The following is a 26,398-nucleotide window of genomic DNA, read 5'->3' as shown; positions in this document are numbered from 1 at the left end:
ACGAACCAGCTGATGCCGAAGCCGAAGCACCTCACCTGGGAGGAGGCCGCGGCCCCGGGCCTGGTGAACTCCACCGCCTACCGCCAGCTGGTCTCCCGCAACGGTGCCGCGATGAAGCAGGGCGACAACGTCCTGATCTGGGGTGCGAGCGGCGGACTCGGCAGTTACGCCACGCAGTTCGCGCTCGCCGGCGGCGCCAACCCGATCTGCGTCGTCTCCTCGCCCCAGAAGGCGGAGATCTGCCGGAAGATGGGCGCCACGGCGATCATCGACCGCAGCGCCGAGGGCTACAGGTTCTGGAAGGACGAGCACACCCAGGACCCCAAGGAGTGGAAGCGCTTCGGCAAGCGCATCCGCGAACTCACCGGCGGCGAGGACATCGACATCGTCTTCGAGCACCCCGGCCGCGAGACCTTCGGCGCCTCGGTCTACGTCACCCGCAAGGGCGGCACCATCACCACCTGCGCCTCGACCTCGGGCTACATGCACGAGTACGACAACCGCTACCTGTGGATGTCCCTGAAGCGGATCATCGGCTCGCACTTCGCCAACTACCGCGAGGCCTACGAGGCCAACCGCCTCATCGCCAAGGGCAAGATCCACCCCACCCTGTCGAAGACGTACTCCCTGGAGGACACCGGCCAGGCCGCCTACGACGTCCACCGCAACCTGCACCAGGGCAAGGTCGGCGTCCTGTGCCTGGCGCCCGAGGAAGGCCTCGGCGTGCGCGATCCGGAGCTGCGCGACCAGCACATCGACGCCATCAACCGCTTCCGGAACGTCTGAGACACCCGAGGTCATAGATGACTGAGCGTCAGAAGGACCGGCCGTGGCTGATGCGCACGTACGCCGGCCACTCCACGGCACAGGCGTCCAACGAGCTGTACCGGCGCAATCTCGCCAAGGGCCAGACCGGTCTGTCGGTGGCGTTCGACCTGCCCACCCAGACCGGCTACGACCCCGACCACATCCTCGCCCGCGGCGAGGTCGGCCGGGTGGGCGTGCCCGTCGCGCACCTGGGCGACATGCGCCGGCTGTTCCAGGACATCCCGCTGGAGCAGATGAACACCTCGATGACGATCAACGCCACCGCCATGTGGCTGCTGGCGCTCTACCAGGTCGTCGCCGAGGAGCAGGGCGCGGACATCACCCGGCTCCAGGGCACGACCCAGAACGACATTGTCAAGGAGTACCTGTCCCGGGGCACCCATGTGTTCCCGCCGGGGCCCTCCCTCCGGCTGACGACGGACATGATCGCGTACACGGTCTCCCACATCCCGAAGTGGAACCCGATCAACATCTGCAGCTACCACCTCCAGGAGGCGGGAGCCACGCCGGTGCAGGAGATCGCGTACGCGATGTCCACCGCGATCGCCGTCCTGGACGCCGTGCGCGACTCCGGCCAGGTGCCGCCGGAGCGCATGGGCGACGTGGTGGCGCGGATCTCCTTCTTCGTGAACGCGGGCGTCCGCTTCATCGAGGAGATGTGCAAGATGCGGGCGTTCGGCCGCATCTGGGACAAGGTCACCCGCGAGCGGTACGGCATCGAGGACCCGAAGCAGCGCCGCTTCCGCTACGGCGTCCAGGTCAACTCCCTCGGGCTGACCGAGGCGCAGCCGGAGAACAACGTCCAGCGGATCGTGCTGGAGATGCTGGCGGTGACCCTGTCGAAGGACGCCCGCGCGCGTGCCGTGCAGCTGCCCGCCTGGAACGAGGCCCTGGGCCTGCCCCGCCCCTGGGACCAGCAGTGGAGCCTGCGCATCCAGCAGGTGCTCGCCTACGAGAGCGATCTGCTGGAGTACGACGACATCTTCGAGGGCTCGAAGGTGGTCGAGGCGAAGGTGGGCCGGCTGGTCGCGGACGCCCTCGCCGAGATGGACCGTATCCAGGAGATGGGCGGCGCCATGGCCGCCGTGGAGTCCGGCTACCTGAAGTCGCAGCTGGTCGCCGCGCACGCCGAGCGCCGGGCCCGGATCGAGTCCGGCGAGGAGAAGATCGTCGGCGTCAACATCTTCGAGGGCACCGAGCCGAACCCGCTCACGGCCGACCTGGACACCGCGATCCAGACGGTGGACCCGGCGGTCGAGGCCCGGGTCGTCGAGGCCCTGCGCCACTGGCGGGACACCCGCTACCAGCCGCCGTTCAACCACCCGCGCCCGTGCAAGGCGCTGGAGCGGCTGAAGGAGGCCGCCAAGGGCACCGAGAACCTGATGGAGGCCACCCTGGAGTGCGCCCGCGCCGGGGTGACCACCGGCGAGTGGGCCGCCGCCCTGCGCGAGGTGTTCGGCGAGTACCGGGCGCCCACCGGGGTGTCCTCCGCGCCGGTGGCCGTCCCCGCCGAGGCCGGTTCGGCGCTCGCCGACGTGCGCGCCCGGGTCGAGGCCACCGCCCGTGAGCTGGGCGTCGGCAAACTGCGGTTCCTGGTGGGCAAGCCCGGCCTGGACGGGCACTCCAACGGCGCCGAGCAGATCGCCGTGCGCGCCCGGGACGCCGGCTTCGAGGTGGTCTACCAGGGGATCAGGCTCACCCCGGAGCAGATCGTGGACGCGGCCCTCGCCGAGGACGTCCACGCGGTCGGCCTGTCGATCCTGTCCGGCTCGCACGCCCAGCTGGTCCCGGACGTGCTCGGGCGGCTGCGTGTGGCCGGTGCCACAGATATACCCGTGATCGCGGGTGGCATCATCCCCAGCGGTGACGCCGAACAGCTCAGGGCCGCCGGAGTGGCCGCGGTGTTCACCCCGAAGGACTTCGACATCACCGGGATCATCGGCCGCATCGTGGACGAGATCCGGAAAGCGAACAAGCTCGACCCCCTGGAGGTCCCCGCATGACAACGGTCAACCGCCTTCGTCCCCGGCGCTCCTGCCTGGCCGTACCGGGCAGCAACCCGCGCTTCCTGGAGAAGGCGCAGGGCCTCCCGGCGGACCAGGTCTTCCTGGACCTGGAGGACGCGTGCGCGCCGCTCGCCAAGCCCGAGGCGCGGCACACCATCGTCAAGTTCCTCAACGAGGGCGACTGGACGGGCAAGACCCGGGTGGTCCGGGTCAACGACTGGACGACCGAGTGGACCTACCGGGACGTGGTCACGGTGGTCGAGGGCGCCGGTCCCAACCTGGACTGCATCATGCTGCCCAAGGTGCAGAACGCCCAGCAGGTGGTGGCGCTGGACCTGCTGCTGACCCAGATCGAGAAGACGATGGGCTTCGAGGTCGGCCGGATCGGCATCGAGGCGCAGATCGAGAACGCGGCCGGTCTGAACAACGTCAACGAGATCGCGCAGGCCTCGCCGCGGATCGAGACGATCATCTTCGGCCCCGCCGACTTCATGGCGTCGATCAACATGAAGTCGCTCGTCGTGGGCGAGCAGCCGCCCGGCTACCCGGCGGACGCCTACCACTACATCCTGATGAAGATCCTGATGGCCGCCCGCGCCAACGACCTCCAGGCGATCGACGGCCCCTACCTCCAGATCCGCAACGTCGACGGCTTCCGCGAGGTGGCCGGCCGGGCCGCCGCGCTCGGCTTCGACGGCAAGTGGGTGCTGCACCCGGGCCAGGTCGACGCCGCCAACGAGGTGTTCTCGCCCTCCCAGGAGGACTACGACCACGCCGAGCTGATCCTGGACGCGTACGAGTACTACACCTCCGAGGCGGGCGGCAAGAAGGGCTCCGCGATGCTCGGGGACGAGATGATCGACGAGGCCAGCCGCAAGATGGCCCTGGTCGTCGCGGGCAAGGGGCGCGCCGCCGGGATGCGGCGCACCAGCACCTTCGAGATCCCGGAGGCGTGAGCGCGATGCAGTTCGGACGCACCTACGAGGAGTTCGAGGTCGGCGCGGTGTACAAGCACTGGCCGGGCAAGACGGTCACGGAGTACGACGACCACCTGTTCTGTCTGCTCACCATGAACCACCACCCGCTCCACATGGACGCCAACTACGCCGAGCGGACGACCGACTTCGGCAAGAACGTGGTGGTCGGGAACTACGTGTACTCCCTGCTGCTCGGCATGTCCGTCCCGGACGTCTCCGGCAAGGCCATCGCCAACCTGGAGATCGAGTCGCTCAGGCACGTGGCGCCGACCTTCCACGGCGACACGATCTACGGCGAGACGACCGTGCTGGACAAGTGGCCCTCGAAGTCGAAGAACGACCGCGGGATCGTGCACGTCGAGACCAAGGGCTACAAGCAGGACGGCACCCTGGTGTGCGTCTTCCGCCGCAAGGTGATGGTGCCCACCGAGACGTACATCAAGGAGCGCGGCGGCGAGCAGCCGGGCCGCCCCGAGCCGAAGCAGCAGGAGAAGTAAGCCATGGCCCGTCTCGCCCAGACCGCCGGTCTGACCGACGTCCAGCAGGAGATCCTCTCGACGGTCCGTGACTTTGTCGACAAGGAGATCATCCCCGTCGCGACGGAGCTGGAGCACCGCGACGAGTACCCGCAAGCGATCGTGGACGGCCTCAAGGAACTCGGCCTGTTCGGTCTGATGATCCCCGAGGAGTACGGAGGCCTGGGCGAGTCGCTGCTCACCTACGCGCTGTGCGTGGAGGAGATCGCCCGTGGCTGGATGTCGGTGTCCGGCATCATCAACACCCACTTCATCGTCGCGTACATGCTCAAGCAGCACGGGACGCAGGAGCAGAAGGACCACTTCCTGCCGAGGATGGCGGCCGGCGAGATCCGGGGCGCCTTCTCGATGTCGGAGCCGGGCCTGGGCTCGGATGTGTCGGCGATCACGTCCAAGGCGGTCCGGGACGGCGACGAGTACGTCCTGACCGGCCAGAAGATGTGGCTGACGAACGGCGGCACCTCCTCGCTCGTGGCCGTGCTGGTCCGCAGTGACGAAGGACACCCCGAGGGCACCGCCCCGCACAGGTCGATGACCACCTTCCTGGTCGAGAAGGAGCCGGGCTTCGGCGAGGTCCGCCCCGGCCTGACCATCCCCGGCAAGATCGAGAAGATGGGCTACAAGGGCGTCGACACCACCGAGCTGATCATGGACGGCCTGCGCGTTCCGGCCGACCGGGTGCTCGGCGGGGTCACCGGCCGAGGTTTTTACCAAATGATGGACGGCGTGGAGGTCGGCCGGGTCAACGTGGCGGCGCGCGGCTGCGGCGTCGCCCAGCGCGCCTTCGAGCTGGGCGTCCGGTACGCCCAGCAACGTCACACTTTCGGCAAGCCGATCGCCCAGCACCAGGCCATTCAGTTCAAGCTGGCGGAGATGGCCACCAAGGTCGAGGCCGCGCATGCGATGATGGTCAACGCGGCCCGCAAAAAGGACTCCGGGGAGCGAAACGACCTGGAGGCCGGCATGGCGAAGTACCTGGCCTCCGAGTACTGCAAGGAGGTCGTGGAGGACGCCTTCCGGATCCACGGCGGCTACGGCTTCTCCAAGGAGTACGAGATCGAGCGCCTGTACCGGGAGGCTCCGATGCTGCTCATCGGTGAAGGTACCGCCGAGATCCAGAAAATGATCATCGGCCGCAGACTGCTCGAAGAGTATCGATTCCAGGGCTGATTGTCCGGTTACGGGGTGTTTTCTTCGAGAAGAAGATCACACCCCGTAGGCGTTCTTCAGCCGCCGACTCGGCTTCCTGGCTTGCCCAGTTGTGGGCCGCGCCCGGTACGATCCGGGAAAGCCGCCGTCCCCCGTCAGAGCGCGGCATCATCCGCTACGAAGGTCATCCATGCCCCACTCCTCTGCACACCGCGACAGCCTGGTAGGCGCACGCCTCGCGCGCGGAGCATCGCCGTGGCTCCTCCCGACCGTCGCCACCGCAGCCGTCAGCCTGGTCCGGGCCCGCCGCTCCGGCGCGGCCAGGGCCGTCGCCGTGCCCGCCACCGCGCTCGCCGCGGGCATGCTGTGGTTCTTCCGCGACCCCGAGCGCGAGATCGCCGAGGGCCGGGTCATCTCGCCCGCCGACGGCGTGGTGCAGAGCATCATGCCGTGGAAGGACGGGCGCACCCGCGTCGCGATCTTCATGAGCCCGCTCAACGTCCACGTCAACCGCGCGCCCCTCGCGGGCACCGTGACGTCCGTCGAGCACATCCCCGGCGGCTTTGTTCCGGCTTTCAACAAGGAGAGCGAGAACAACGAGCGCGTAGTCTGGCATTTCGACACCGAACTCGGCGACATCGAGATGATCCAGATCGCCGGCGCGGTGGCCCGTCGCATCGTGCCCTACGTCCCCGAGGGCACGAAGGTCGAGCAGGGCGACCGTATCGGTCTGATCCGCTTCGGCTCGCGTGTCGACCTCTACCTGCCCGAGGGCGTGGAGGTCGCGGTCGAGGTCGGACAGAAGACCGTGGCTGGGGTGACTCGCATTGACCGTGATTGATCCGGAGACCCAGGCGGGCTGGGTGCCCGAGGCCGACGAGGTGGACGAAGAGGAGGAGATGCCCCTCTCTCTGCGGCTGTCGATAGCGGACACGCTCACGCTGGGCAACGCCACGTGCGGCTTCATGGCGGTGTACTTCACCACCACCGGCATCCTGATCCCGCACCTCACCGGCAGCCAGGAGTCCGGTATGGCCCGCCACAGCGCGGCCACGGCGGTCATCCTGATGCTCTGCGCGGCGGTCTTCGACCTGTTCGACGGGCTCGTGGCGCGCAAGCTGCGCTCGTCGCCGATGGGCGCGGAGCTGGACAACCTGTCGGACCTGATCAGCTTCGGCCTCGCGCCCGCGTACTTCGTGCTCGTCTACGGCATGGTCGCCGACGACGCGCACCAGCGGGTGGCGGCGGTGGGCGCGATCGTGGTGCTGCTGGCCGTGGTGCTCAGACTGGCCCGGTTCAGCTGCGTGACGATGAAGGACGGCATGTTCCAGGGCATGCCCTCGCCGTTCGGCGCGCTGACCGTCGTCTCCATCGTGCTGCTGGAGCTGCCGTTCGTGGCGACGCTGCTGGCGATCCTGGGGACGGCGTGGCTGATGGTGAGCCGGGTGGAGTACCCGAAGCCGCGGGGCCGGCTGGCCGGGGCGATGCTCTGCTGGATCGTGCTGTCGATGGGGCTGCTGGCCGCGTGGGCCTTCGACGCGCCGAGCGGTCAGCTGCTGCTGCAGACGGGCTGCGCGCTGCAGCTCGTGATGGGCGCGGTGATTCCGCTGTTCGCCACGGCGCGGCGGGTGAACAACTTCCGCGACAACCGGCGTGAGGCGCGGGCAGCGCAGTTGCCGTAGCGGCGCTTTTGACGAGGGGCCCCCTACCCGGGTCGGGTAGGGGGCCCCTCGCTTGTGCCCGGCCCCTGGGGGCTCCGCCCCCAGACCCCCGTCTTTGCCCACCCGCCCACCCGTCTCGGTAAGCCGAAACGCGCCCACACGGCTACCGCCGCGGCGGGGACGAGGGCTCGGGCCGCAACGGGGCGAGGGCTCGGGTCGTGGTCCGGTCGGTCGCCTCTCGGCCTGCCGAGACGGGTGGTGGGTGGGCAAAGGCCGGCCTCGGTCGGGGTGAGTGGGCTCGCCGTGGGGTGGGCGGTCGCCTCTCCGCCTGCCGAGGCGGGTGGTGGGTGGGCGAAGGGCCGGGGGGCTGGGGGCGGAGCCCCCAGGAGGTCGGCCCGAGCCGGCCTCGGTCGGGGTGAGTGGACCCGCCGTGGGGTGGGCGGTCGCCTCTCCGCCTGCCGAGTCGGGTGGTGGGTGGGCGAAGGCCGGGGGGCTGGGGGCGGAGCCCCCAGGGGGTCAGCCCAAGTGGGCCTCGGCCAGGCGGACGGCGAGCCGCTCCAGGATCGGGCCGGCGTCCGCGATGCACTTGGCGACGTCCGGCTCGACCGAGGTCAGGGGGTACGCCTCCGAGATACCGGCCCGCCGCAACGCCTCCTCCGGCAGGGCGAGCCGGCCGCACACCGCCACCACGGGCTTGCCCGCGGCCCGCGCCGCCGCGGCCACCCCGGCCGGCGCCTTCCCGTGCAGCGTCTGCTCGTCCAGCGAGCCCTCGCCGGTGATCACCAGGGACGCCCGTTCCAGGGCGGGTGCGAAGCCCAGGACGTCCAGCATGACCTCGATGCCGGCGCGGAACCGGGCGCCCAGGAGCAGCGCCCCGTAGCCGATGCCGCCCGCCGCGCCCGCGCCGGGGGCCGCCGCGTACTCGGCGGCCCGCGGGCCCACCTCGGCCTCCAGCACCTTCGCGAAGTGGGCCAGCGCCGCGTCCAGCGTCTCCACGTCGTCCGGCGAGGCCCCCTTCTGCGGGCCGTAGACGGCGGGCGCGCCCTTCGGCCCGGTCAGCGGGTTGTCGACGTCGCTGGCCAGCACCAGCTCGACCGAGGACAGCCGCGGGTCCAGGCCGGAGAGGTCGGCGCGGGCCAGGCCGGCCAGTCCGCCGCCGCCCGGGGCCACCGGCTCGCCCGTCTCGGTGAGGAACCGCGCGCCCAGCGCGGACAGCATGCCCGCGCCGCCGTCCGTCGTGGCGCTGCCGCCGACGCCGAACACGATGGTCCGCGCGCCCGCGTCCAGCGCGGCCCGCAGCAGCTCCCCGGAGCCGTACGTGGAGGCCGTCAGGGGCGCGAAGACCCCGGCCGGCAGCCGTTGCAGACCGCTCGCCTCGGCCATCTCCACGACCGCGGTGCCGTCGCGCAGCGCGAACGCGGCCGTCACCTCCTCGCCGAGCGGCCCCGCCACCCGGACCTCGCGGCGTTCGAAGCCGGCCGCGACCGCCGCGTCCACGGTCCCGTCGCCGCCGTCGGCCACGGGCAGCGCCTCGACCGCCAGGTCCGGCACGACCCGGCGCAGCCCGGCCGTCACCCGCTCGGCGACCTGCACGGCCGTCAGCGAGCCCTTGAACTTGTCCGCGGCGATGAGCACCCGACGGGTCTCGTTCACTGCAGCGTCCGCCACCTTGTCTTCCCCTTGCTCTCCGGGCCCCGCGCACGGCGGGGCCAGTCGCGCCGCTGTGACGATAACCGCAGGACACCCCCGCCGTCATGCCCCGCCCGAACCCTGGAAGGCCGCGCGGAGCGGGCGGAAGTGGGTACCCCGCTGCCATGAGCACCCAGCGCACCGCCCCGGACCTCGCCGACCGGCTGCACGGCGGCTGGCTCGGCCGGATCGCGGGCAACATGCTCGGCAAGCCGGTCGAGCAGGGCGAGGTGTGGACCCGCGACCGGATCGACCGCTATCTGCGCCGGGCCGCCGCCCTGCCGCTGACCGACTATCTGCCCGAGCCGGCCGACCCGGCGGAGGCCGCCGCGCTGCGCCCGGAGTGGCGGTGCTGTGTGCGCGGCCGGATCGACGGCAGCTGCCGGGACGACGACGTGGACTACGCGATCCTCGGCCTGCACCTGCTGGAGACCCACGGGTTCGGTTTCAGCACCGAGCAGGTCGGCGATCTGTGGCTGCTCAGACTGCCGTACCTGCAGACGTTCACGGCGGAGCGGGCCGCGTACCGGAACCTGGCGAGCGGGCTGAAACCGCCGCTGACGGCGACGTACGACAACCCGTACCAGGAGTGGATCGGCGCGCTGATCCGCGCCGACGTCTTCGGCTGGACCTGCCCCGGCGATCCCGTCCGGGCCGCCCATCTGGCCCGCCGGGACGCGGTGCTCTCGCACACCGGCAACGGTGTCTACGGTGCCATGTGGGCCGCCGCGCTGATCGCGGCCTCCTTCACCGCCCCGACCGTCCGGGACGCGCTGGAGACCGCGCTCGGGGTCGTACCGGCGGGCAGCCGCCTGGCCCGGACGGTACGGCGGGTGGCGAGCCTGCACGAGGCCCGGCTGCCCTGGGAGCAGACCCTGGCCACGGTGGCCGAGGAGACCGCCGGGCTCGGCTGGATCCACACCGTCCCCAACGCCGCGGTCCTCACCGCCGGGCTGCTGTACGGCGAGGGCGACTTCACCCGGACCCTCGCGCTGACCGTGCGCGGCGGCCTGGACACCGACTCCAACGGGGCGACGGCCGGCTCGGTGGCCGGGGTGCGCACCGGGGCGCGGGCCATTCCGGCGCAGTGGCGGGAGCCGCTGCGGGACACGGTGCGCAGCGCGGTGTTCGGTTTCGACGGCGTACGGATCAGTGCGCTGGCCGAACGCACCCTGCGCCTGGCGACGACGGGTTCGTAGGGCGGGGTGGCTGGTTACCCTGTCCCGATGACCACCACTGCTGACTTCGCCGCGTACATCGCGGGTCTGCCCCGGGTCCTCGCCGGGGCCGCCGCGCTCTTCCGGGACGCCGGGGGCCGGGTGCTGCTCGTGGAGCCCAACTACCGCGAGGGCTGGGCGCTGCCGGGCGGGACCATCGAGTCGGACACCGGGGAGACGCCGCGCCAGGGCGCCCGCCGGGAGACGCTGGAGGAGATCGGGCTGGACCGCCCGCTGGGCCGGCTGCTCGCGGTGGACTGGGTGCACGGTGTGGGCCGGCCGCCGCTGGTGGCGTACCTGTACGACGGCGGTGTGCTCACCGGGGCCGAGCTGGAGTCCATCCGGCTCCAGGAGGAGGAGCTGCTGTCCTGGCGCCTGGTGGGCCGCGAGGAGCTGACGGGGTATCTGCCGGACGCGCTGGGCCGCCGGGTGCTGACCGCCCTGGACGTGCTGGCGGAGGGCGGCGGCACGGCAGAGCTGGAGAACGGCCGTCGGGTGGCCTGACCGGCGGTTCGGCCCGCCGGCCGGCACCCAGCCCTCCGCCCGGCGCTCGGCCCTCCGGCCGGCGTTCAGCCCTCCTGGTCGCGGGGCCGGGCGTCCACCTCGCGCAGCGCCTCGTCCCGGGCGGCGGCCCGGGCCTCGGTGCGGTGCCCGCGCTCGATGTAGTCCCGGACCACGAGTTCCACGGCGTCCTGCGGGCTGCCCACCCCCGCGAGCACCATGACCTCCACGACGAGCTGGGCGTCGAGCGAGACAGTCACCTTGGCCATGCGGGGACGCTAGCACCGGAGTTCCGCGTTCCGGGAGCCTTCCGCCGGGCCCGCCCCGCTTATCCGTTCGCGGCGGCCCGCGGGTGCGCCCTACCCTCGGGGGCATGGCCAAGCCTCTCGTCGCCCTGCTCAGCGGGGCCGGTATCTCCACCGACTCCGGCATCCCCGACTACCGCGGGCCGAACGGGCTGTGGCGGCGCGATCCGGAGGCCGAGAAGCTGGTCACGTACGAGTACTACATGGCGGACGCGGAGATCCGGCGCCGGTCCTGGCTGATGCGGCGCGACAGCGGCGCGCTCGGGGCCCGGCCGAACGCGGCGCACCGGGCCGTCGCCGGACTGGAGCGGTCCGGGGTCCCGGTCCGGGTCCTCACCCAGAACGTGGACGGGCTGCACCAGCTCGCCGGCCTGCCCGCCCGCAAGGTCCTCGAACTGCACGGCAGCGCCCGCGCGGTGGTCTGCACCCGGTGCCACGTCCGGGGGCCGATGGAGGACGCGCTGGCCCGGGTGGCGGCGGGCGAGCCGGACCCGCCGTGCCTGGAGTGCGGCGGCATCCTGAAGCCGGCGACGGTGATGTTCGGCGAGCGGCTGGATCCCGTGGTCCTCGGCGAGGCCGCGGCCATCGCCAAGGCCTGCCAGGTGTTCATCGCCGTCGGCAGCAGCCTCCAGGTGCAGCCCGCCGCCGGGCTGGCCGGGGTCGCCGCCGACCACGGCGCCCGGCTCGTCGTCGTCAACGCCGAGCCGACGCCGTACGACGACCGGGCCGACGAGGTGATCCGCGAACCGATCGGCACCGCGCTGCCCGCCCTGCTGGCCCGGCTGGCGGCGGAGGGCGGCGCGTAGGGCCCGGGCGGGCGGTCAGAACAGGGCCGTTCCGCGTTCGAAGTCCAGCAGGCGGCGCTTGCGGTCCAGGCCGCCGCCGTAGCCGGTGAGGTCGCCGCCCGCGCCGATCACCCGGTGGCAGGGCACGATGATGCCCACGGGGTTCCTGCCGTTGGCGAGGCCGACGGCGCGGGAGGCCTTCGGATTGCCGAGGGCGTCGGCGAGCCGGCCGTAGGAGCGGGTCTCGCCGTACGGGATGCGGGTGAGCTGTTCCCAGACCCGGCGCTGGAACGGGGTGCCGTGCAGCCGGAGTGGCACGGTGAACTCCTTCAGCTCGCCCGCGAAGTAGGCCGCGAGCTGTTCCCCTGCCTCGGCGAACGGGGTGTCGTCGGGGGTGCCGAAGGTCTCCTCGGGCGGGCGGTGGCGCTGGCCGGCCATGTACAGGCCGCACAGCACGCCGTCGTCGGCGACGAGGGTGAGCGGGCCGTAGGGGCTGTCGATGACGGTGTGCTGCTTCATGGCGGGGTCCTCGTACGGGTGCTCGGGTGCGGTGTCCGGGTGGCGGGGCCTGGTCCCAGGGTGGGTCCGGGAGTCTTACGCGGGCAGGAAGTTGACCGGATGGCTGTCGGTCGCCCACAGGTACTGCACCGCGTACGCCCGCCAGGGCCGCCAGCCCTCCGCGCGGGCGGTGAGCGCGGGCGGGCTGGACGGCAGGCCCAGTTTCCCGGCGGCGCGCCGGATGCCGAGGTCGGTCGGGAGGAACGCGTCGGGGTCGCCGAGGGCGCGCATGGCGATGACGTCGGCCGTCCACGGCCCGATGCCGGGCAGCGCGAGCAGCCGGGCGCGGGCCTCGGCCCAGTCGGTGTCCACGCCCAGGCGCACCCCGCCGTCGGCGAGCAGCCGGACCAGGGTGGTGAAGGTGGTGCGCCGGGTGCGGGGCATGGCCAGGGACTCGGGGTCCACGGAGGCCAGCGCCTCGGCCGAGGGGAAGAGGTGGGTGAGGCCGCCCTCGGGGTCGTCCAGGGGTTTGCCGTGCGCGGTGACCAGGCGGGCCGCGTGGGTGCGGGCGGCGGCGGTGGACACCTGCTGGCCGAGCACGGCGCGGACGGCGAACTCGGCCTCGTCGACCGTGCGCGGCACCCGGCGGCCCGGGCCGCTCTCGACCAGCGGGGCGAGCAGCGGATCGGCGCACAGCCGCTCGTCGACGGCGACCGGGTCGGCGTCCAGGTCGAGCAGGCGGCGGCAGCGGCTGATGGCCACGGTCAGGTCGCGCAGGTCGCTCAGGGTGAGCCGGCAGGCGATGTGGTCGGGGCGGGGGGTGAGGGCGGCGATGCCGTGGCCGTAGGGCAGCCGCAGCGTGCGGCGGTAGGCGCCGTCCCGCCACTCCTCCACGCCGGGTACGGCGGTGGCGGCGAGGTGGCCGAAGAGGTTGGACGGGTTGAGCGGGGCGCGGAACGGCAGCCGCAGGGTGAGCACGCCGGGGGTGCCGGCGCCGCTCGCGGGCACCCGGGCGCGCAGCTCGCTCGGGGACAGGGCGAAGACCTCGCGGACGGTGTCGTTGAACGAACGGACCGAGGAGAAACCGGCCGCGAACGCGATCTCGGCCATGGGCAGCGCGGTGGTCTCGATGAGCAGCCGAGCCGTCTGGGCGCGCTGGGCGCGGGCGAGCGCGAGGGGGCCGGCGCCCAGTTCGGCGAGCAGTTGCCGCTCCACCTGGCGGGTGCTGTAGCCGAGCCGGGCGGCGAGTCCGGGGACGCCCTCGCGGTCGACGACGCCGTCGGCGATCAGCCGCATGGCGCGGGCGACCAGGTCGGCGCGCAGGTTCCACTCCGGGGAGCCGGGGCTGGTGTCGGGGCGGCAGCGTTTGCAGGCCCGGAACCCGGCCTGCTGGCAGGCGGCGGCGCTCGGGTAGAACGTCATGTTCTCCGGCTTGGGCGGCACGACCGGGCAGCTCGGGCGGCAGTAGATGCGGGTGGTCAGGACGGCCGTGAAGAACCATCCGTCGAACCGCGCGTCCTTGGAGCGCACCGCGCGTACGCAGTGCTCCCGGTCGAGGTGAGTGCCTGTTCGCATGCCTTCAGCATCGAACACCTCCCGCCCCGTGTGCTGGCGGGAAACCGACATCAACCTGCGCCGACCCGGATCTTCACCGGTTCACGTCCATGCGGGGGCGGGGGCGTGCTGCCGCCGGAAGCCGTCGATCCACTCGGCGGTGGCGCGCAGTCCGCCGAAGGTGTAGAAGTGCACCTTCACCACGCCGTGCCGGGCGGGGTCGTAGCGTTCGGCCAGCGCGTGCAGGAAGCGGTCCGGGCCGGTGGTGCCCATGAGGTTGGTCAGCGAGAACCCGTACTTGCGGGCGACGGAGGCGCTGGTGCCGACGCCGAACCGGGTGGCGTAGCCCAGCAGCCGGCGCACCCCGGCGGGTCCGGGGACGCCGACCCGGACGGGCAGGCGCACGCCCCGGGCACGCAGGGCCTCAAGCCAGGCGAGGACCGGGTCCGCGTCGAAGCCGAACTGGGTGATGACGTCGCCGCCGAAGCGGTCCGCGTCCAGGGCGGCCGCCTTGTCGGTGAGCGCCGTCCACAGGGCCCGGTCGGTGATGCCGGGGTGGCCTTCCGGGTAGCCGGCGATACCGACGTGCCGGACGCCGTGGCGGCGCAGCAGCCCGGTGCGCAGGACGGCGAGGGCGTCCTCGAAGGGGCCCTCGGGCCGGGCGGGGTCGCCGCCGACGACGAACACGTTCTCGGCGGTGCCGTCGGCCGCCAGCCCGGCGAGGAACTCCTCCAGCGCGGGCCGGGAGGGCAGGCGGCGGGCGGAGATGTGCGGTACGGGGACGAAGCCGAGCCGCTTGACCGCGCGGGCCGCCGTCAGCCGGGTCTCGGTGTCCTCGCCGGCCAGGAAGGTGATGTTGATCCGGGTGCCCGGCGGGATGCCGTCGCGCGCCTCTTCCAGCCGGGGCACGTCCTTGCCGGTCATCTCCAGGGAGAAGTCGTCCAGCAGAGCGGGGTTCATCGTGCTTCTCGGCTTTCGTACGGCTGTTCCCGGACCCGACGATGATGTCACGCGCTCCGCCGGGGCCCGCGGGCAGGGCGTGGGCGTCCCCCGGCGGCCGGGGCCGCGCGGCGCCCGTCGGACGGGGGCCGCGCGGTACGGGCCGGGGTGCCGTCAGGCGGCGGGCGGCTGGACGGACTGGCTGTGCCGGAAGACGTTCCGCGGGTCCCACTTCGCCTTGACGCGCTGCAGGCGCGGGTAGTTGTCCTTGTAGTAGAGGGTGTGCCAGGGGGTGGACGAGGTGTTGAACCGGGGGTCGCCGAGGTCGATGTCGGGGTAGTTGACGTAGCAGCCGTCGGTCACCTCGTTGGGCACCGGGACGCCGCCGGTGTCCGCGTAGACCTCGCGGTAGCAGTCGCGGGCCCAGGAGATGTACCGGTCGTCGTCGGCGGGGTCGTTCCAGAAGACCTGCCAGAGCATCTTGAACGCGGCGTCGCGGTGGGGTGCGGCGGTCGCGGCGGGGTCCACCGCGTTGATCCGGCCGCCGTACGACGTCAGCTGCACGCTGATGTCCGGGTTGTCGATGTCGTCGCGGGTGAGGTGCTTGTACAGCGCGTCCAGGTGGCTGTCGGGGAAGGCGGCCCGCATGAACGAGGACTTGTACTCGGCGCGCAGCGTGGGGTCGTTGAGGACGCTGTTGGTGGTGCCGAGCATCCGTACCGCCTGGAGCCAGGGCAGCCGGCGGGGGGCCGCGAACTGGGGCAGGGCGGGCAGGTCGCCCATGTGCCGGGTGAGCGCGCCGTGTTCGGCGCCGATGCCGTAGCCGATGTGCTTGAGGTAGTCGGCGAGGATCTGCTCCGCGTCCGGCGCGGTGGCGTCGACCAGGGCGAGCAGGCCGACCTGTCCGGCGGAGCGGTGGTTGAGCACCAGCTGGCTGATGAGCGCGCGGTGCGGGTCGTCGGGTCCGCGGTGGGCGACGTGCCACTCGGCGTAGTTGCGCGCCAGTTGGCAGAACTCCTGCCTGCTCAGCTCGCTCCACGCCCAGCCGACCGCGCTGACCAGCAGCTGCGCGGGCGGCTTCGGCAGCAGTGCGCCGGGGTCGCGGCCCGTGGCGTCCGGGGAGCGGAACCAGTAGCGGGTGACGATGCCGAAGTTGCCGCCCCCGCCGCCGGTGTGGGCCCACCACAGGTCGCGGCGGGGGTCGTCCGCCTCGCGGGTGGCGACCACCGCGCGGGCCCTGCCCCGGGCGTCGACCACGACCACCTCCACGGCGTAGAGGTGGTCGACGACCAGGCCGTGCAGGCGGCACAGCGGTCCCCAGGCGCCGCCGCTGACGTGGCCGCCCATGGCGACCGAGTAGCAGAACCCGGTGGGGACGACGACGCCCCACTCGGGGTAGAGGGTCTGGTAGGTACGGAGGTTGGTGGCGCCGGACTCGACGGCGACGGCGCCGCGCCGCTCGTCGTGGTACACCGCGCTCATGCCCGACATGTCCACGATCATCTGGACGTCGGGGTGGTGCACGAAGTCCTCGTAGCAGTGTCCGCTGGAACGGACGCTGATCCGCTTGCCCTGGTCGACGGCCTGCTGGACGGCCGCGACCACCTCGTCGGTGGACCGTACGAGCCGTATGGACTCGGGCCGGGCCTGGTAACGCTGGTTGAGCCCGCTCACCAGATCGGCGTACTGCCGGTCGCCCCGTGTCACGGTGCGGCCGGCCGGGTGGCGGGTGGTGTGTTCGGTCATGTGTGTGTCACACCTTCACGCGGATCCTCGGGTGTCCTGTGGGGAACACCCGTGTGTGGAACTGCCGAATCGCTGTGATCCCCCGTGCGGCACATCGGTGTCCCGGCGCTTCGCGGCCGGGACACCCGGCACAGGATCGCGTCGTGGGTGCTCGTGAGGTGGTGCTCCGGTGCGGTGGGTACCGTCAGCCGGTCCGCAGCGGCGGGATCACCTCACGGGCGACTCGTTCGAACTCCTCCAGATGCGCCTCCCCAGGCCAGTCGAGGACGAATTCGGAGACACCGGCGGCGAGGAACCGCTCGAAGATCTCCTCGTAGGTGTGCCGTCCGGTCCGTGGGTCCCACGGGCCGAAGACGGTGTACGAGCGCCGCACGCTCGCGGGGTCCCGGCCGGCGGCCTCGGCGAGCCGGTCGAGCCGTTCGTTCTGCTCGGCGGTGATGGCGAGCACCTCGGTGTCGCTCGCGCCGGGCGGGCCGTGGGTGTTCCACGCGTCGGCGAGTTCGGCGGCGACCCGGACGAGGGTCGGCGACTGGCCGCCGACGGTGATCGGCAGCCGCGGGCGCTGCGCGGAACCGGGCACGGTCACCACGTCCTTCACCCACAGCCGCGTGCCCCGGTGGCTGAAGACGCCGCCGCGCAGCACGCCGTCGACGATCGCGACGTAGTCCGCGAACCGTTCGGCCCGCTCCTTCGGGGACCAGGGTTCCTGCCCCACGCTGTAGTGGTCCCACGGGAAGATCCCGGCCCCGACGCCCAGTTCGAAGCGGCCGCCCGACAGGTGGTCGAGGGCGATCGCCTGCTTGGCGAGCTGGGCGGGAGGGCGCAGGATCTGGTTGGCGACCAGCGTGCCGAGCCGGACGCGGCGGGTCACCACGGCGGCGGTGGCCAGCACCGACCAGCTGTCGAACCAGGGCCGACGCGCGTCCCGCAGGTCGGCGCTGTGGTCGGGCAGGAAGACCTGGTCGAAGCCGAGGTCCTCCAGCAGGCGCAGGCGTTCGGCGAGGACCGGGAAGGGCTGGTCCGGGTAGAGCATCACGCCGAACCGGCGCACGGGCCGCGCGGGCCGGGCCGGGGGCGGGGCGCCGGGGGCGGGCCGTCGTGCCGCGCCGTGCGCGGTGTCCGGTGGTTCCGGGGGCGGGGTGCCGAGGGGCCCCCGCGGTTCCGGTGGTGCGGTGTCCAGTGGTGCCTCCACGCTGAGTTCCGAAGCTGTGCGGCGGTCGGGCCGCCTCCGGCGGGCCACGGCCCCGGCTCACCGTACGAGGACGGGTGCGGGCCGGGGGTCCGGCACGGGCCGCCATCCCTCGTCCGGGTGCCCGTACCTCCAGCGCGGTCCGTCGCGGACCAGGTCGGCGAGGGCGGCCAGCAGCCGGTCGACGTGTTCGGCGGTGCTGCCGAGGCCGACACTGGCCCGCAGGGCCCGGTCGGGCTGGTGGCCGTCGGCGTCCCGCAGCAGGGCGCGGACCGCCGGGTGGGCGCAGAAGGCGCCGTCGCGCAGGCCGATGCCGTATTCGGCGGACAGCGCGGTCGCCACCAGCCGCTGGTCCGCCGGTTCGCCGCCGCAGCGGCCGACGCTGAACGCGACCACGCCGAGCCGGGGATGTCCGCCGGGCCACAGGCTGAGCACCCGTACCCCGGGGATACGGGCCAGCCCCTCGCGCAGCCGGGTGGTCAGCTCCTCCTCGTGGCGGGTCACGGCGGGCCAGCCGGCGCCGGCCAGCGACCGGCCAGCGACCGCCATGGCGTGCGCGCCCACCAGGTTCGGGGACCCGCCCTCGTGCCGGTGCGGCAGGGCGGACCAGGTGACGGCCGTCCGGTCGTCCTGCTCGGCCACCGCGGCGGTGGCTCCGCCGCCGGCCAGATACGGGTCGGCGGCGGCCGGCCAGTCGACGGCGCCCACCAGGGCGCCCGCGCCGAACGGCGCGTACATCTTGTGCCCGGACAGCGCCGCCCAGTCCACGCCCCAGCCGGCCAGGTCCAGCGGCCGGTGCCCGGCGAGCTGGGCGGCGTCGAGCACGGTACGCGCGCCCCGCGCGGCGGCCACCTCGGCCAGCTCCGCCACCGGCCACAGCTCACCGGTCACGTTGGAGGCGCCGGTGATCACCACCAGCTTCGGTCCGCCGGGGGCGTCGGCGAGCGCCTTCGCCAGCACGGCGGGCGCCTCGGCCGGGGTGTCCGGCGTCGCCAGCCGGTGCACCCGGTGCCCGCGCCAGGCCAGCAGCGCGGCGTGGTGCTCGGTGGAGAACCGGAACACCGCCGTCGGCTCGGGCAGGCAGCGGCCCAGCAGGTTGAGCGCGTCGGTGGTGTTGCGGGTGAAGACCACCGTGGCGTCCGGCGGGGCCGCGGTGAAGCGCCGTACCTCCTGCCGGGCCCGCTCGTAGACGCGGGTGGCGACCTGGGAGACGAACCCCGTGCCGCGGTGCACGCCGCTGTACCAGGGCAGCAGCTCGTCCACCGCGTCCCGCACGGCGACCAGGCTGGGGGTGCTCGCGGCGTGGTCGAGACCGGCGTACGGCACCCACTCGCCGGTCACCAGCGGCACCTTGAGCCCGGCGCCGACGACGGCGGGCAGTCCGTCGCCGACGTGTCCGGGCCGGGCCGCGGCCACGGGGATCACTGCGCGCTCCATCCACCGTCCATGACCAGCACCGAGCCGGTGAAGAAGGCCGCCTCGTCGCCCGCCAGGTAGGCCACGGCCGAGGCCGCCTCCTCGGGGCTGCCGATGCGGCCGAGGGGATGCAGGCTCGTGAACATGTCCGCCATCTCCCGGCTGTCGCCCACGGAGGCGCGGTACATCGGCGTGTCCACGGTCGCCAGCGCGAGCGCGTTGACCCGGATGTTGTGGCGGGCGTACTCCAGCGCGGCGGCCTTGGTCAGGCCGACCACCCCGTGCTTGCCGGCCACGTAGGAGCTGATTCCGGCGCCGAAGCCGACCACGCCGAGCTGGGAGGCGTTGTTGACGATCGAGCCGCCGCCGCGCCGGCGCATGGCCGGCAGTTCGTGCCGCATGGACAGGAAGACGCTGGTGAGGACGAGGGTGATGTCCTCGGCCCACGCCTCGGGTTTCTGCTCTTCGAGCAGGCCCGTGGAGCCGAGGGCCCCGGCGTTGTTGAAGGCGATGTCCAGCCCGCCGAAGTGCCGCTCGGCGGCCCGCACGGCGGCGGCGAGGTCCTCGTCCACCGTCACGTCGGTGCGCACGGCGAGGGCGGCGCCGCCGGCGGCGGTGATCTCCCCGGCCACCCGGTCGAGTTCGCTCTCGCGCCGGGCCGCCAGCACCACGCTCGCCCCCTGGGCGGCCAGGGCCTTGGCGGCGGCCTCGCCGATGCCCGAGCTGGCGCCCGTCACCAGGGCGACCTTGCCGTGCAGCCGGCCGGGTGCGGGGCGGGCGCCGGTGGAGCGGTTCGTGTCACGTTCGGTCATCAGGTGATGAGCCGGCCCGGACGGGCCGGCCCTGCCCCCTTCGGGTTGTCGGTGGATCGGTGGGCAAGTGCCGGGCGGGGCGGGTGTCAGGCCGGGCCGTCGCCCCGTTCGACCGGCACCCCGACCAGCGAGCCGTACTCCGCCCAGGAGCCGTCGTAGTTGCGCACGTCGGGCCGGTCCAGCAGTTCCCGCAGGACGAACCAGGTGTGCGCGGAGCGGGCGCCGACCCAGCAGTAGGTGATGACGCCGCGCCCGGGTGCCGCCGCGGCGTAGGCGCGTCGCAGCTCCTCGTCGGAGCGGAACGTGCCGTCGGCGTTGACGGCGGTGTCCCAGGGGAGGTTGACCGCGCCGGGGACGTGACCGGGGCGCTGCGCCACCTCGTGCGGGTTGTTGCCGGGGGCGAACGCCTCGCCCGCGAAGCCGGGGGCGAAGGTGCGGCCCGTGTACTCCTCGGGCGAGCGCACGTCGAGGAGGGTGTGGGTGCCGATGGCGGCGAGCACGTCGTCGCGCAGGGCCCGTACCGACGGGTCGGGACCCGCGGCGCGGTACGGGGCCGGCGGGCGGCGCACCGGTTCGGCGGTCAGGGGCCGGCCCTCCGCCTCCCACTTGGCGCGCCCGCCGTCGAGCAGCCGCACGGACCGGTGGCCGTACAGGGTGAAGTACCAGTACGCCAGCGCGGCCAGCAGGTTGGCGTTGGCGGAGTACAGGACGACGGTGTCGTCGTCGGCGATGCCCTTGGCCCGCATCAGCTCCTCGAACGCCTCCCGGCCGATGACACCGAGCCGCACATCGTCCTGGAACTCGCTCCAGTTGATGAAGACGGCGCCCGGCGGATGGCCCTTGCGGTAGTCGGTGTCGTCGTTCGCGGTCTCGACGAACACCGTCCCGCCGGTGCCGAGGCGGCGCTCGGCCCAGTCGCCGGTGACCAGGGCGGACTCACGGCTCATGGTTCCCCCTCGTGAGGTGTCGGCCGGGTGTTCCCCGGCGGGGCCTGCCCGGCCCCGCGCGGGACGGGGCCGGGTGCGGTGCGAACGGCGGGGCCGTCCTGCCCGGCCGGGAGCGCGCGCTCCGCCGGGCGGAGGGTCAGGCCGGCGAGGTCTCCGTCGTCGTGCCCTCCACGCCGGTGCCGGCCGTGGCGCGGTCCCGGTACCAGGCGTAGCAGCTGAGCAGGATGCCGAGGACGGTGACCGCGGCGGCGGCGAGGTAGACCGGCTTCAGGCCGGGGCCGTCGATGATGCGGCCGCCGAGCCAGCCGGCCAGGGCGGCGGCGATCTGGTAGGCGGAGGCGTTCACCGCGATCGCCAGGGTCGGCGCCGAACTGGCGGTGGTCAGGACGCGGGTCTGCATGCCGGGGATGACGGAGAAGCCGAGCGCGCCGATCACGAACACCATGACCGCGCTGGCGACGGTGCTGCCGCTGACCGCCCACATGACCACCAGGCCCGCGGTGAGCAGCCCGAGCAGGCCGACCTGCGACGGCATCAGCGCGCGGTCGGACAGCCAGCCGCCGGCGAAGTTGCCGACCGCCGCGCCCACGCCGTAGACCAGGAGCAGCACCGCGACCGCGCCCTCGGCGAAGCCGCTGACGTCGGTGAGCAGCGGGGCGAAGTAGGTGAAGACCATCAGCAGGCCCATGTTGGCGACGGCGGTGATGAGGATGGCGAGCTGCACGCTGCGGTCGCGGAAGACGCGCAGCTCCGCCACCGCGGAGCCGCCGGACGTCGCGCTCTCCACGGCCGGGACCAGCGGCAGCACCAGCAGCAGACCGGCGAGGCAGACCACGGTGATGGTGCCGAAGGTCGCCCGCCACCCGAAGTGGTTGCCGATGAAGGTGCCGATGGGCGCGCCCAGCATCATGGACAGGTTCATCCCGAAGACCAGCTTGGAGACGGTGGACGCCTGCTTGCCCTCGGGCGCGGTGGACGCGGCGATGACGATGGCGTTGGCGAAGAAGGTGGCGGTGACCAGGGCCGTCACCACGCGGGCCACGAACAGCACGGAGTAGACGGGGGCCAGCGCCGAGGCGAGGTTGCCGACGACGACCACCGCAAGCAGGGCCACGATGAGCGGCTTGCGCGCGTAGCGGGCGGTGAGCGCGGTCATGACCGGACCGCCGAGGATCATTCCGATGGCGTACGCCGTGACCAGCAGTCCGGCGGCGGGGATCGACACGTCGAGGTCACCGGCGACATCCGGCAGGATGCCGGCGATCACGAATTCACCGGTGGTGATGCCGAACACGCACAGCATCAGGGAAAGGAGCTTCAACGACATGGTGTCTCTTCTGTCGGGATGGATATGTCTGTCGCCCCGCCGTGGGGTGCCCGGCCGGGGCGGTTACGGGGCGGGCGGCGGGCCCGCGTACCGGTAGGCGTACGTCGAGCCCAGGGCGATGATGTGGTCCAGGTCGGGGCCGCCCACGTCCTCGGTGGGCAGCGTCAGCGTCTTGGCGTGCGGTATCTCCGCCTCGAGGAACAGGTCGAACTGCGGCCTGCGGTCCGGCTGCGGCGTGGAGTGGATGGTGAGGAAGCGGGCGTCGTCGGAGGTCGTCACGAAGCCGTGCGGGACCGTCCGCGGGACGATCATGGTGGTGCCCGCCTCGGCGACGTGCTCCTCCCCGTCGCAGATCATGCGCAGGGTCCCGTCCAGGACGATGAAGACCTCGTCCTCGTAGTCGTGGATGTGCAGCGGGGTGTTGTACCCGCGGTTTCCGGTGTGCTGGACGACCGTGAAGCTGTTCCGGGTCGCGGAACCGGGCACGCGTACCTGCGCCAGGCCGCCGAGCAGCCACACCGCGGTCTGCTCCGACTCGGGTATGAGGCGGCCCTTCTCGTCGTGGACCATGTCCGGGAAGGTCATCGTGCTCCCTTGTGTGCCGAATGGTGAGCTGTGTCTTGGTCGGTTCGCTCCGGTGCCCGCCGGTTCCGCTCATCCGGCGGGTGCGGGCACGGTCCCCTCGCAGTCGGCGACGAAGGCGGTCACGCCCTCGGGGCTGGAGAGCGTGCGCCACATCGCGACGGGATCGCCGAAACGGCTGACGAAGGCGTCGGCGATCCGCCGGTCCGCCGCCGCCCGGCCGAGCAGTCCGGCCACGTGCGGCGCCGGGGGCCGCAGGAAGGCGTTGCTCCACTCCACGACGTGCCGGGCGTGCTCCCACAGCCGTGCCGAGGCGGCGCGGCAGAACGCCTCGTCGTAGGGGGCCGTGGCGCCGGCGAGGAGGTCCGCCAGCGCGAAGGCGGTGTGCGAGCCGAGGTTGGCGCCCTGGGCGGTGAGCGGGTCGTTCGTGATCCAGGCGTCCCCGATGGCCAGGGCGCAGGTGCCGTCGTCCAGCCGTGCCCAGCCCCGGCGGACCACCGGGGTGATCGCCCCCTGGGCCAGTTCGCCGGGCCCGGTCAGGGCGAACGCGCGGGTGTCGAGGCGTTCCCGCAAGCCGGGGGCGTACTCGGCGACCAGGTCGAGGACCCGCCGCCGGAATCCGGCGGGGTCGGCGTCGGCGTCGAGGTGGCAGACGGCTTCCAGGGGGCCGCCCGGTACGGCCTCGAAGGCGAGGACGTCCGCCCGCCCGGCCGGCGAGAAGAACGGCAGCCGCAGGATCTCGCCGGCGCCGGGCAGGAAGTGGATGTCGAGGGAGTGCGGCACCTCCTCGGTGATGCCGTGGTAGATCCCGGCGCACAGGACGCGCTGCGGCGTGGTGTACGGCGAGCGGTCGGGGTCGGCCGGGAACAGCCGCCGTACCGAGCGGCTGCCGTTGGCGACGACCAGGAGGTCGTGGCGGGCCGCCAGGTCCTCCACCGCGTGGTCGCCGGTGACCAGTTCGCCGCCGCGGTCGACGTACGCGGTCAGCAGGTGCGGCAGGTAGATCCGGAAGTCCACGACGCTGGAGGGCGGCCGGAGGGCTGCGAGGAACCGCAGCGGCGGCTCCCCTTCCCCGGGGTGCGCGGTGACCGCCCAGTGCCGGACCTGGGCGTCGGCGAAGTCCCAGTCGAAGACGCCGAGTTCGCGCTCGCGTTGCTGGGTACGGCCGAACCGGGCGGGGAAGTTGCGCGGCCGTCCGGTGCGCAGGCCGTCGATGTCGTGCTCCGAGTACACGGTGACTGGCATGTCCAACTGCTGGAGGCGCAGCGCCAGTTGCAGTCCGGAGATGCCGGAGCCGACGACGCCGATGCTCATGCGGGCACCTCCGCGGAGTTCGCCCCGGAGCGCAGCCGGCCGGTGAACCAGCCCACGGACCGCACGGTGAATCCGGCGGCCTCGGGGGAGGCGAGGGCGGAGGCGGGGATCAGCATGGGGTGCCGCATGCCGGCGTCGAGCAGTTCGCCGATCCGCTTCAGCACGGTCTCCCGGCTGCCGACCAGGACCTGGTCGGCGACCACCTCGTCGGGGACGGCCGCCAGGGCCTGTTCGACCTCCTGCCTGGTCAGCAGGTGCGGCAGCAGTTCCACCAGGCCCCGGTAGTGCTCCCCGAAGGGGTGGGCGGCGCCGTGGCGGCGCCAGGCCCGGGCGCCGGCGTGCAGCGCCAGGAAGCGGATCGGGGTGGCCCGCAGCAGCGCGTGCGCGGCCGCGTCGGTCTCCGCGACCACGATCGGGACCCCGCCGGCGGGCAGCACCGCGTCGGGGTCCCGGCCGGCGTCCGCGGCGGCGGCGCGCACCACGGCCAGCCGCCGAGCGTACTCGTCGGGGCTCATCAGCTCCGAGGGCAGCCACCCGTCGGCATAGCGGCCGGCCAGGGTCAGCATCCGCCGGTGGTTGGCGCCGAGCCAGATCAGCGGCGCCCGGCCCGCGGGCGCGGGCAGGCCCATGATCGCCCGGTCCAGGGTGAAGTACCGGCCCTGGAAGTCGTGCGGCCCCTCGCCGGAGAGCAGCAGCCGCAGCACGCGCAGCGCCTCCTCCACCCGGCCCACCTGGTCGTCGTGCGGCACCCCGAACGGCACCAGGTTCTCCAGCGCTCCCGCGCCGATGCCCAGCACCGGCGCCCGTTCGGTGAGCTGGGCGAGGGTCAGTGCCGTCTGGGCCAGGACGGCGGGGTGCCGGCGGTGCGGGTCGGTGACGCCGACGGCGAGCCGTACCGGCCCGGCCTGCGGGGCGAGGTTGCCGAGGACCGTGGCGAAGTCCAGGCAGCGGTCGGGGGTCGGCAGGTCCGCGGCCAGGTGACCGAAACCGGTGTCCCAGGCCTGCCGGGGAAAGACGTTGATGAGGTGGTCGAAGACGAGGAAGGTGTCCGCACCCGCCTGCCGGGCGACCTGGAGCAGCTGCCGGCCGCCCTCGATCCGCCCGACCGCGTCCCAGACCAGGCCGACTCGCACGTTCATACCGCGCTCCTCACTGACTGTGCCTGTGCGATGAACTCCTCGGTGCCGCGCTCGGTGCCGACGGCCCGCCACATGGCGGCCGGGTCGTCGAGCCGGGCGACGAAGGCGTCCGCCACCCGCTGGTCGGCCGCGGCGGCGGTCAGCAGGGTGCCCATCCGGGGCGGGGGCGGGCCGATGAACTGGTTGGTCCAGTCCACGACGGGCCGGGCCGTCTCCCACAGCCGGTCCGACACCGTCCGGCAGAACGTCTCGTCGTACGCCCCGCCGTGCTCCCGCAGGGCGTCCGCCAGCTGGAAGGCCAGCCGGGAGCCGAGGTTGGCGCCCTGGGCGGTGAGCGGGTCGTTGGTGATCCAGGCGTCCCCGATCGCCAGCGCGTACCGGTCGTCGGCGAGCCGCGCCCAGCCGTGCCGCACCATCGGCAGCACGGCCCCGCGGAGCATGTCCACGGGGCGGGTCAGGGCGAACTCCCGCTCGTCTATCCGGGCGTGCAGCGTGGGCGCGTGCGCGGCGATCAGGTGCAGCAGTTCCTTGGTGAAGCGCCCGGGGTCGCCCTGGTCGTCGTGGTCGGTGAGCGCGCTCAGCGGGCCGCCGGGCACCGCCTCGACCAGCACCGCCGTCACCTGCCCGGCGAAGGAGTGGTATGTCGGGGCGTGGATCTCGCCGGCGCCGGGCAGCATGTGCATCGTCATGCCCGGCGGGTCGGGCGGCCGGACGCCGTGGAAGAGCCCGCCGGCGAGGTGGCGCGGGGCCTGCTGGTAGGGCGAGCGGGCCGGGTCGCGCGGGAACGTGTCCGCCAGCCCGCCCCGGCCGGCCGCGACCACCACGAGGTCGTGCCGTTCGGCGAGCCGGGCGAGGCCGGCCCGGTCGGGCACCTTCCGCAGGACCGTGTCCCCGCCGCGCCGCTGGTACTCCTCCAGCAGCGCGGCGAGGTACATCCGGAAGTCGACCGAGCTGGCCGGCCGGGGCAGTTCGGCGCGGAACGACGGTCCGCCGGGTGCTTCGACGGACAGGTGCATCCAGGCGTTGTCGTACGCGCCGGACGCCCATTCGGTCAGGCCGAGTGCCCTCTCCCGTTCCCGGGTGGAGTGGAACCGGGTGACGAAGTTCGACGGCGGCCCGCTGCGGATGCCGTCCGGGTCCTGAGCCGTGTACAGGGTGGCGTCGATACCGGACTGCCGCAGTCCGAGGGCCAGGTGCAGGCCGGAGATGCCGGTGCCCACGATGCCGATACTCATGCGCTAGCTCCACCTGTGCTGGGAACGGTTGCCTCGTGCGGGACGC

General features: G+C 73.1%; 25 protein-coding genes. 10 read left to right on the top strand and 15 right to left on the bottom strand.

What is annotated here, in order from left to right; translation table 11 throughout:
• The 7 genes from ccrA to pssA all read left to right on the top strand — a co-directional run.
• Positions 1-786, top strand: a 786-nt coding sequence (gene ccrA, locus IE251_RS15660) for a crotonyl-CoA carboxylase/reductase (RefSeq protein WP_189753554.1), incomplete at its 5' end; no start/stop codon positions are given.
• Between the two features lie 17 nt (positions 787-803).
• The gene (locus IE251_RS15655) at positions 804-2,831 is read left to right on the top strand and encodes an ethylmalonyl-CoA mutase (protein WP_189753553.1); all 2,028 of its coding nucleotides are present in this window, start codon (positions 804-806) and stop codon (positions 2,829-2,831) included.
• Entirely contained in the window at positions 2,828-3,790 is a 963-nt protein-coding gene (locus IE251_RS15650; protein WP_189753552.1) for an HpcH/HpaI aldolase/citrate lyase family protein, read from the top strand. Before IE251_RS15655 ends, IE251_RS15650 begins: the two co-directional genes overlap by 4 nt.
• A gap of 5 nt (positions 3,791-3,795) precedes the next feature.
• The gene (locus IE251_RS15645; protein WP_189753701.1) at positions 3,796-4,308 is read left to right on the top strand and encodes a MaoC family dehydratase; all 513 of its coding nucleotides are present in this window, start codon (positions 3,796-3,798) and stop codon (positions 4,306-4,308) included.
• A gap of 3 nt (positions 4,309-4,311) precedes the next feature.
• On the top strand, positions 4,312-5,517 hold the full coding sequence (locus IE251_RS15640; RefSeq protein WP_189753551.1) for an acyl-CoA dehydrogenase family protein: 1,206 nt from the start codon (positions 4,312-4,314) through the stop codon (positions 5,515-5,517).
• Positions 5,518-5,686: 169 nt separating this feature from the next.
• On the top strand, positions 5,687-6,337 hold the full coding sequence (locus tag IE251_RS15635) for a phosphatidylserine decarboxylase (RefSeq protein WP_189753550.1): 651 nt from the start codon (positions 5,687-5,689) through the stop codon (positions 6,335-6,337).
• A 22-nt stretch (positions 6,338-6,359) separates the two neighbouring features.
• Positions 6,360-7,178 (top strand): CDP-diacylglycerol--serine O-phosphatidyltransferase, encoded by an 819-nt coding sequence (pssA, locus tag IE251_RS15630; RefSeq protein WP_189753700.1) that lies wholly within the window; start codon positions 6,360-6,362, stop codon positions 7,176-7,178.
• A 495-nt stretch (positions 7,179-7,673) separates the two neighbouring features.
• Here pssA and IE251_RS15625 read toward each other — a convergent pair whose 3' ends face one another.
• A complete protein-coding gene (locus IE251_RS15625; protein ID WP_229896783.1) occupies positions 7,674-8,810 on the bottom strand; it encodes a glycerate kinase in 1,137 nt (378 codons plus the stop codon).
• A 161-nt stretch (positions 8,811-8,971) separates the two neighbouring features.
• Between IE251_RS15625 and IE251_RS15620 the strand changes: the two genes are divergently transcribed.
• Positions 8,972-10,045, top strand: a complete 1,074-nt coding sequence (locus tag IE251_RS15620; protein ID WP_189753549.1) for an ADP-ribosylglycohydrolase family protein — start codon at positions 8,972-8,974, stop codon at positions 10,043-10,045.
• Between the two features lie 27 nt (positions 10,046-10,072).
• The gene (locus tag IE251_RS15615; RefSeq protein WP_189753548.1) at positions 10,073-10,567 is read left to right on the top strand and encodes an NUDIX domain-containing protein; all 495 of its coding nucleotides are present in this window, start codon (positions 10,073-10,075) and stop codon (positions 10,565-10,567) included.
• Positions 10,568-10,632: 65 nt separating this feature from the next.
• On the opposite strand, the gene IE251_RS15610 is transcribed toward IE251_RS15615, so the two are convergent.
• Positions 10,633-10,833, bottom strand: a complete 201-nt coding sequence (locus IE251_RS15610; protein WP_189753547.1) for a type II toxin-antitoxin system VapB family antitoxin — start codon at positions 10,831-10,833, stop codon at positions 10,633-10,635.
• Positions 10,834-10,937: 104 nt separating this feature from the next.
• Between IE251_RS15610 and IE251_RS15605 the strand changes: the two genes are divergently transcribed.
• Complete coding sequence (locus tag IE251_RS15605) at positions 10,938-11,675, top strand: SIR2 family NAD-dependent protein deacylase (protein ID WP_189753546.1); 738 nt, start codon at positions 10,938-10,940, stop codon at positions 11,673-11,675.
• A gap of 15 nt (positions 11,676-11,690) precedes the next feature.
• On the opposite strand, the gene IE251_RS15600 is transcribed toward IE251_RS15605, so the two are convergent.
• The 13 genes from IE251_RS15600 to IE251_RS15540 form a co-directional block, all read right to left on the bottom strand.
• Positions 11,691-12,173 (bottom strand): methylated-DNA--[protein]-cysteine S-methyltransferase, encoded by a 483-nt coding sequence (locus IE251_RS15600; protein WP_189753545.1) that lies wholly within the window; start codon positions 12,171-12,173, stop codon positions 11,691-11,693.
• A 75-nt stretch (positions 12,174-12,248) separates the two neighbouring features.
• Complete coding sequence (locus tag IE251_RS15595) at positions 12,249-13,727, bottom strand: AlkA N-terminal domain-containing protein (RefSeq protein ID WP_189753544.1); 1,479 nt, start codon at positions 13,725-13,727, stop codon at positions 12,249-12,251.
• 81 nt (positions 13,728-13,808) lie between these two features.
• Positions 13,809-14,666 (bottom strand): methylenetetrahydrofolate reductase, encoded by an 858-nt coding sequence (locus tag IE251_RS15590; protein WP_189753543.1) that lies wholly within the window; start codon positions 14,664-14,666, stop codon positions 13,809-13,811.
• A 153-nt stretch (positions 14,667-14,819) separates the two neighbouring features.
• Complete coding sequence (locus IE251_RS15585; protein WP_189753542.1) at positions 14,820-16,391, bottom strand: FAD-binding oxidoreductase; 1,572 nt, start codon at positions 16,389-16,391, stop codon at positions 14,820-14,822.
• 184 nt (positions 16,392-16,575) lie between these two features.
• On the bottom strand, positions 16,576-17,583 hold the full coding sequence (locus tag IE251_RS15580) for an LLM class flavin-dependent oxidoreductase (protein ID WP_189753541.1): 1,008 nt from the start codon (positions 17,581-17,583) through the stop codon (positions 16,576-16,578).
• A 57-nt stretch (positions 17,584-17,640) separates the two neighbouring features.
• Positions 17,641-19,017, bottom strand: a complete 1,377-nt coding sequence (locus IE251_RS15575) for an aminotransferase class V-fold PLP-dependent enzyme (protein ID WP_189753540.1) — start codon at positions 19,015-19,017, stop codon at positions 17,641-17,643.
• Positions 19,002-19,808, bottom strand: a complete 807-nt coding sequence (locus IE251_RS15570; protein ID WP_189753539.1) for an SDR family NAD(P)-dependent oxidoreductase — start codon at positions 19,806-19,808, stop codon at positions 19,002-19,004. The genes IE251_RS15575 and IE251_RS15570 overlap by 16 nt, the downstream gene beginning before the upstream one ends.
• 86 nt (positions 19,809-19,894) lie before the next feature.
• Complete coding sequence (locus IE251_RS15565; protein WP_189753538.1) at positions 19,895-20,755, bottom strand: sulfurtransferase; 861 nt, start codon at positions 20,753-20,755, stop codon at positions 19,895-19,897.
• Between the two features lie 136 nt (positions 20,756-20,891).
• Entirely contained in the window at positions 20,892-22,082 is a 1,191-nt protein-coding gene (locus IE251_RS15560) for an MFS transporter (protein ID WP_189753537.1), read from the bottom strand.
• Positions 22,083-22,145: 63 nt separating this feature from the next.
• A complete protein-coding gene (locus tag IE251_RS15555) occupies positions 22,146-22,667 on the bottom strand; it encodes a cupin domain-containing protein (protein WP_189753536.1) in 522 nt (173 codons plus the stop codon).
• A gap of 69 nt (positions 22,668-22,736) precedes the next feature.
• Positions 22,737-23,978, bottom strand: coding sequence for a styrene monooxygenase/indole monooxygenase family protein (locus IE251_RS15550; RefSeq protein WP_189753535.1), 1,242 nt, complete (start codon positions 23,976-23,978; stop codon positions 22,737-22,739).
• Complete coding sequence (locus tag IE251_RS15545) at positions 23,975-25,117, bottom strand: LLM class flavin-dependent oxidoreductase (RefSeq protein WP_189753534.1); 1,143 nt, start codon at positions 25,115-25,117, stop codon at positions 23,975-23,977. The genes IE251_RS15550 and IE251_RS15545 overlap by 4 nt, the downstream gene beginning before the upstream one ends.
• Complete coding sequence (locus IE251_RS15540) at positions 25,114-26,352, bottom strand: styrene monooxygenase/indole monooxygenase family protein (RefSeq protein ID WP_189753533.1); 1,239 nt, start codon at positions 26,350-26,352, stop codon at positions 25,114-25,116. The genes IE251_RS15545 and IE251_RS15540 overlap by 4 nt, the downstream gene beginning before the upstream one ends.
• Between the last annotated feature and the right edge of the window lie 46 nt (positions 26,353-26,398).

The sequence above is a fragment of the Streptomyces eurythermus genome (assembly GCF_014649115.1).
Taxonomy (GTDB): Bacteria; Actinomycetota; Actinomycetes; order Streptomycetales; family Streptomycetaceae; genus Streptomyces; species Streptomyces eurythermus.
This window is presented reverse-complemented; position numbering and strand designations above follow the sequence as displayed.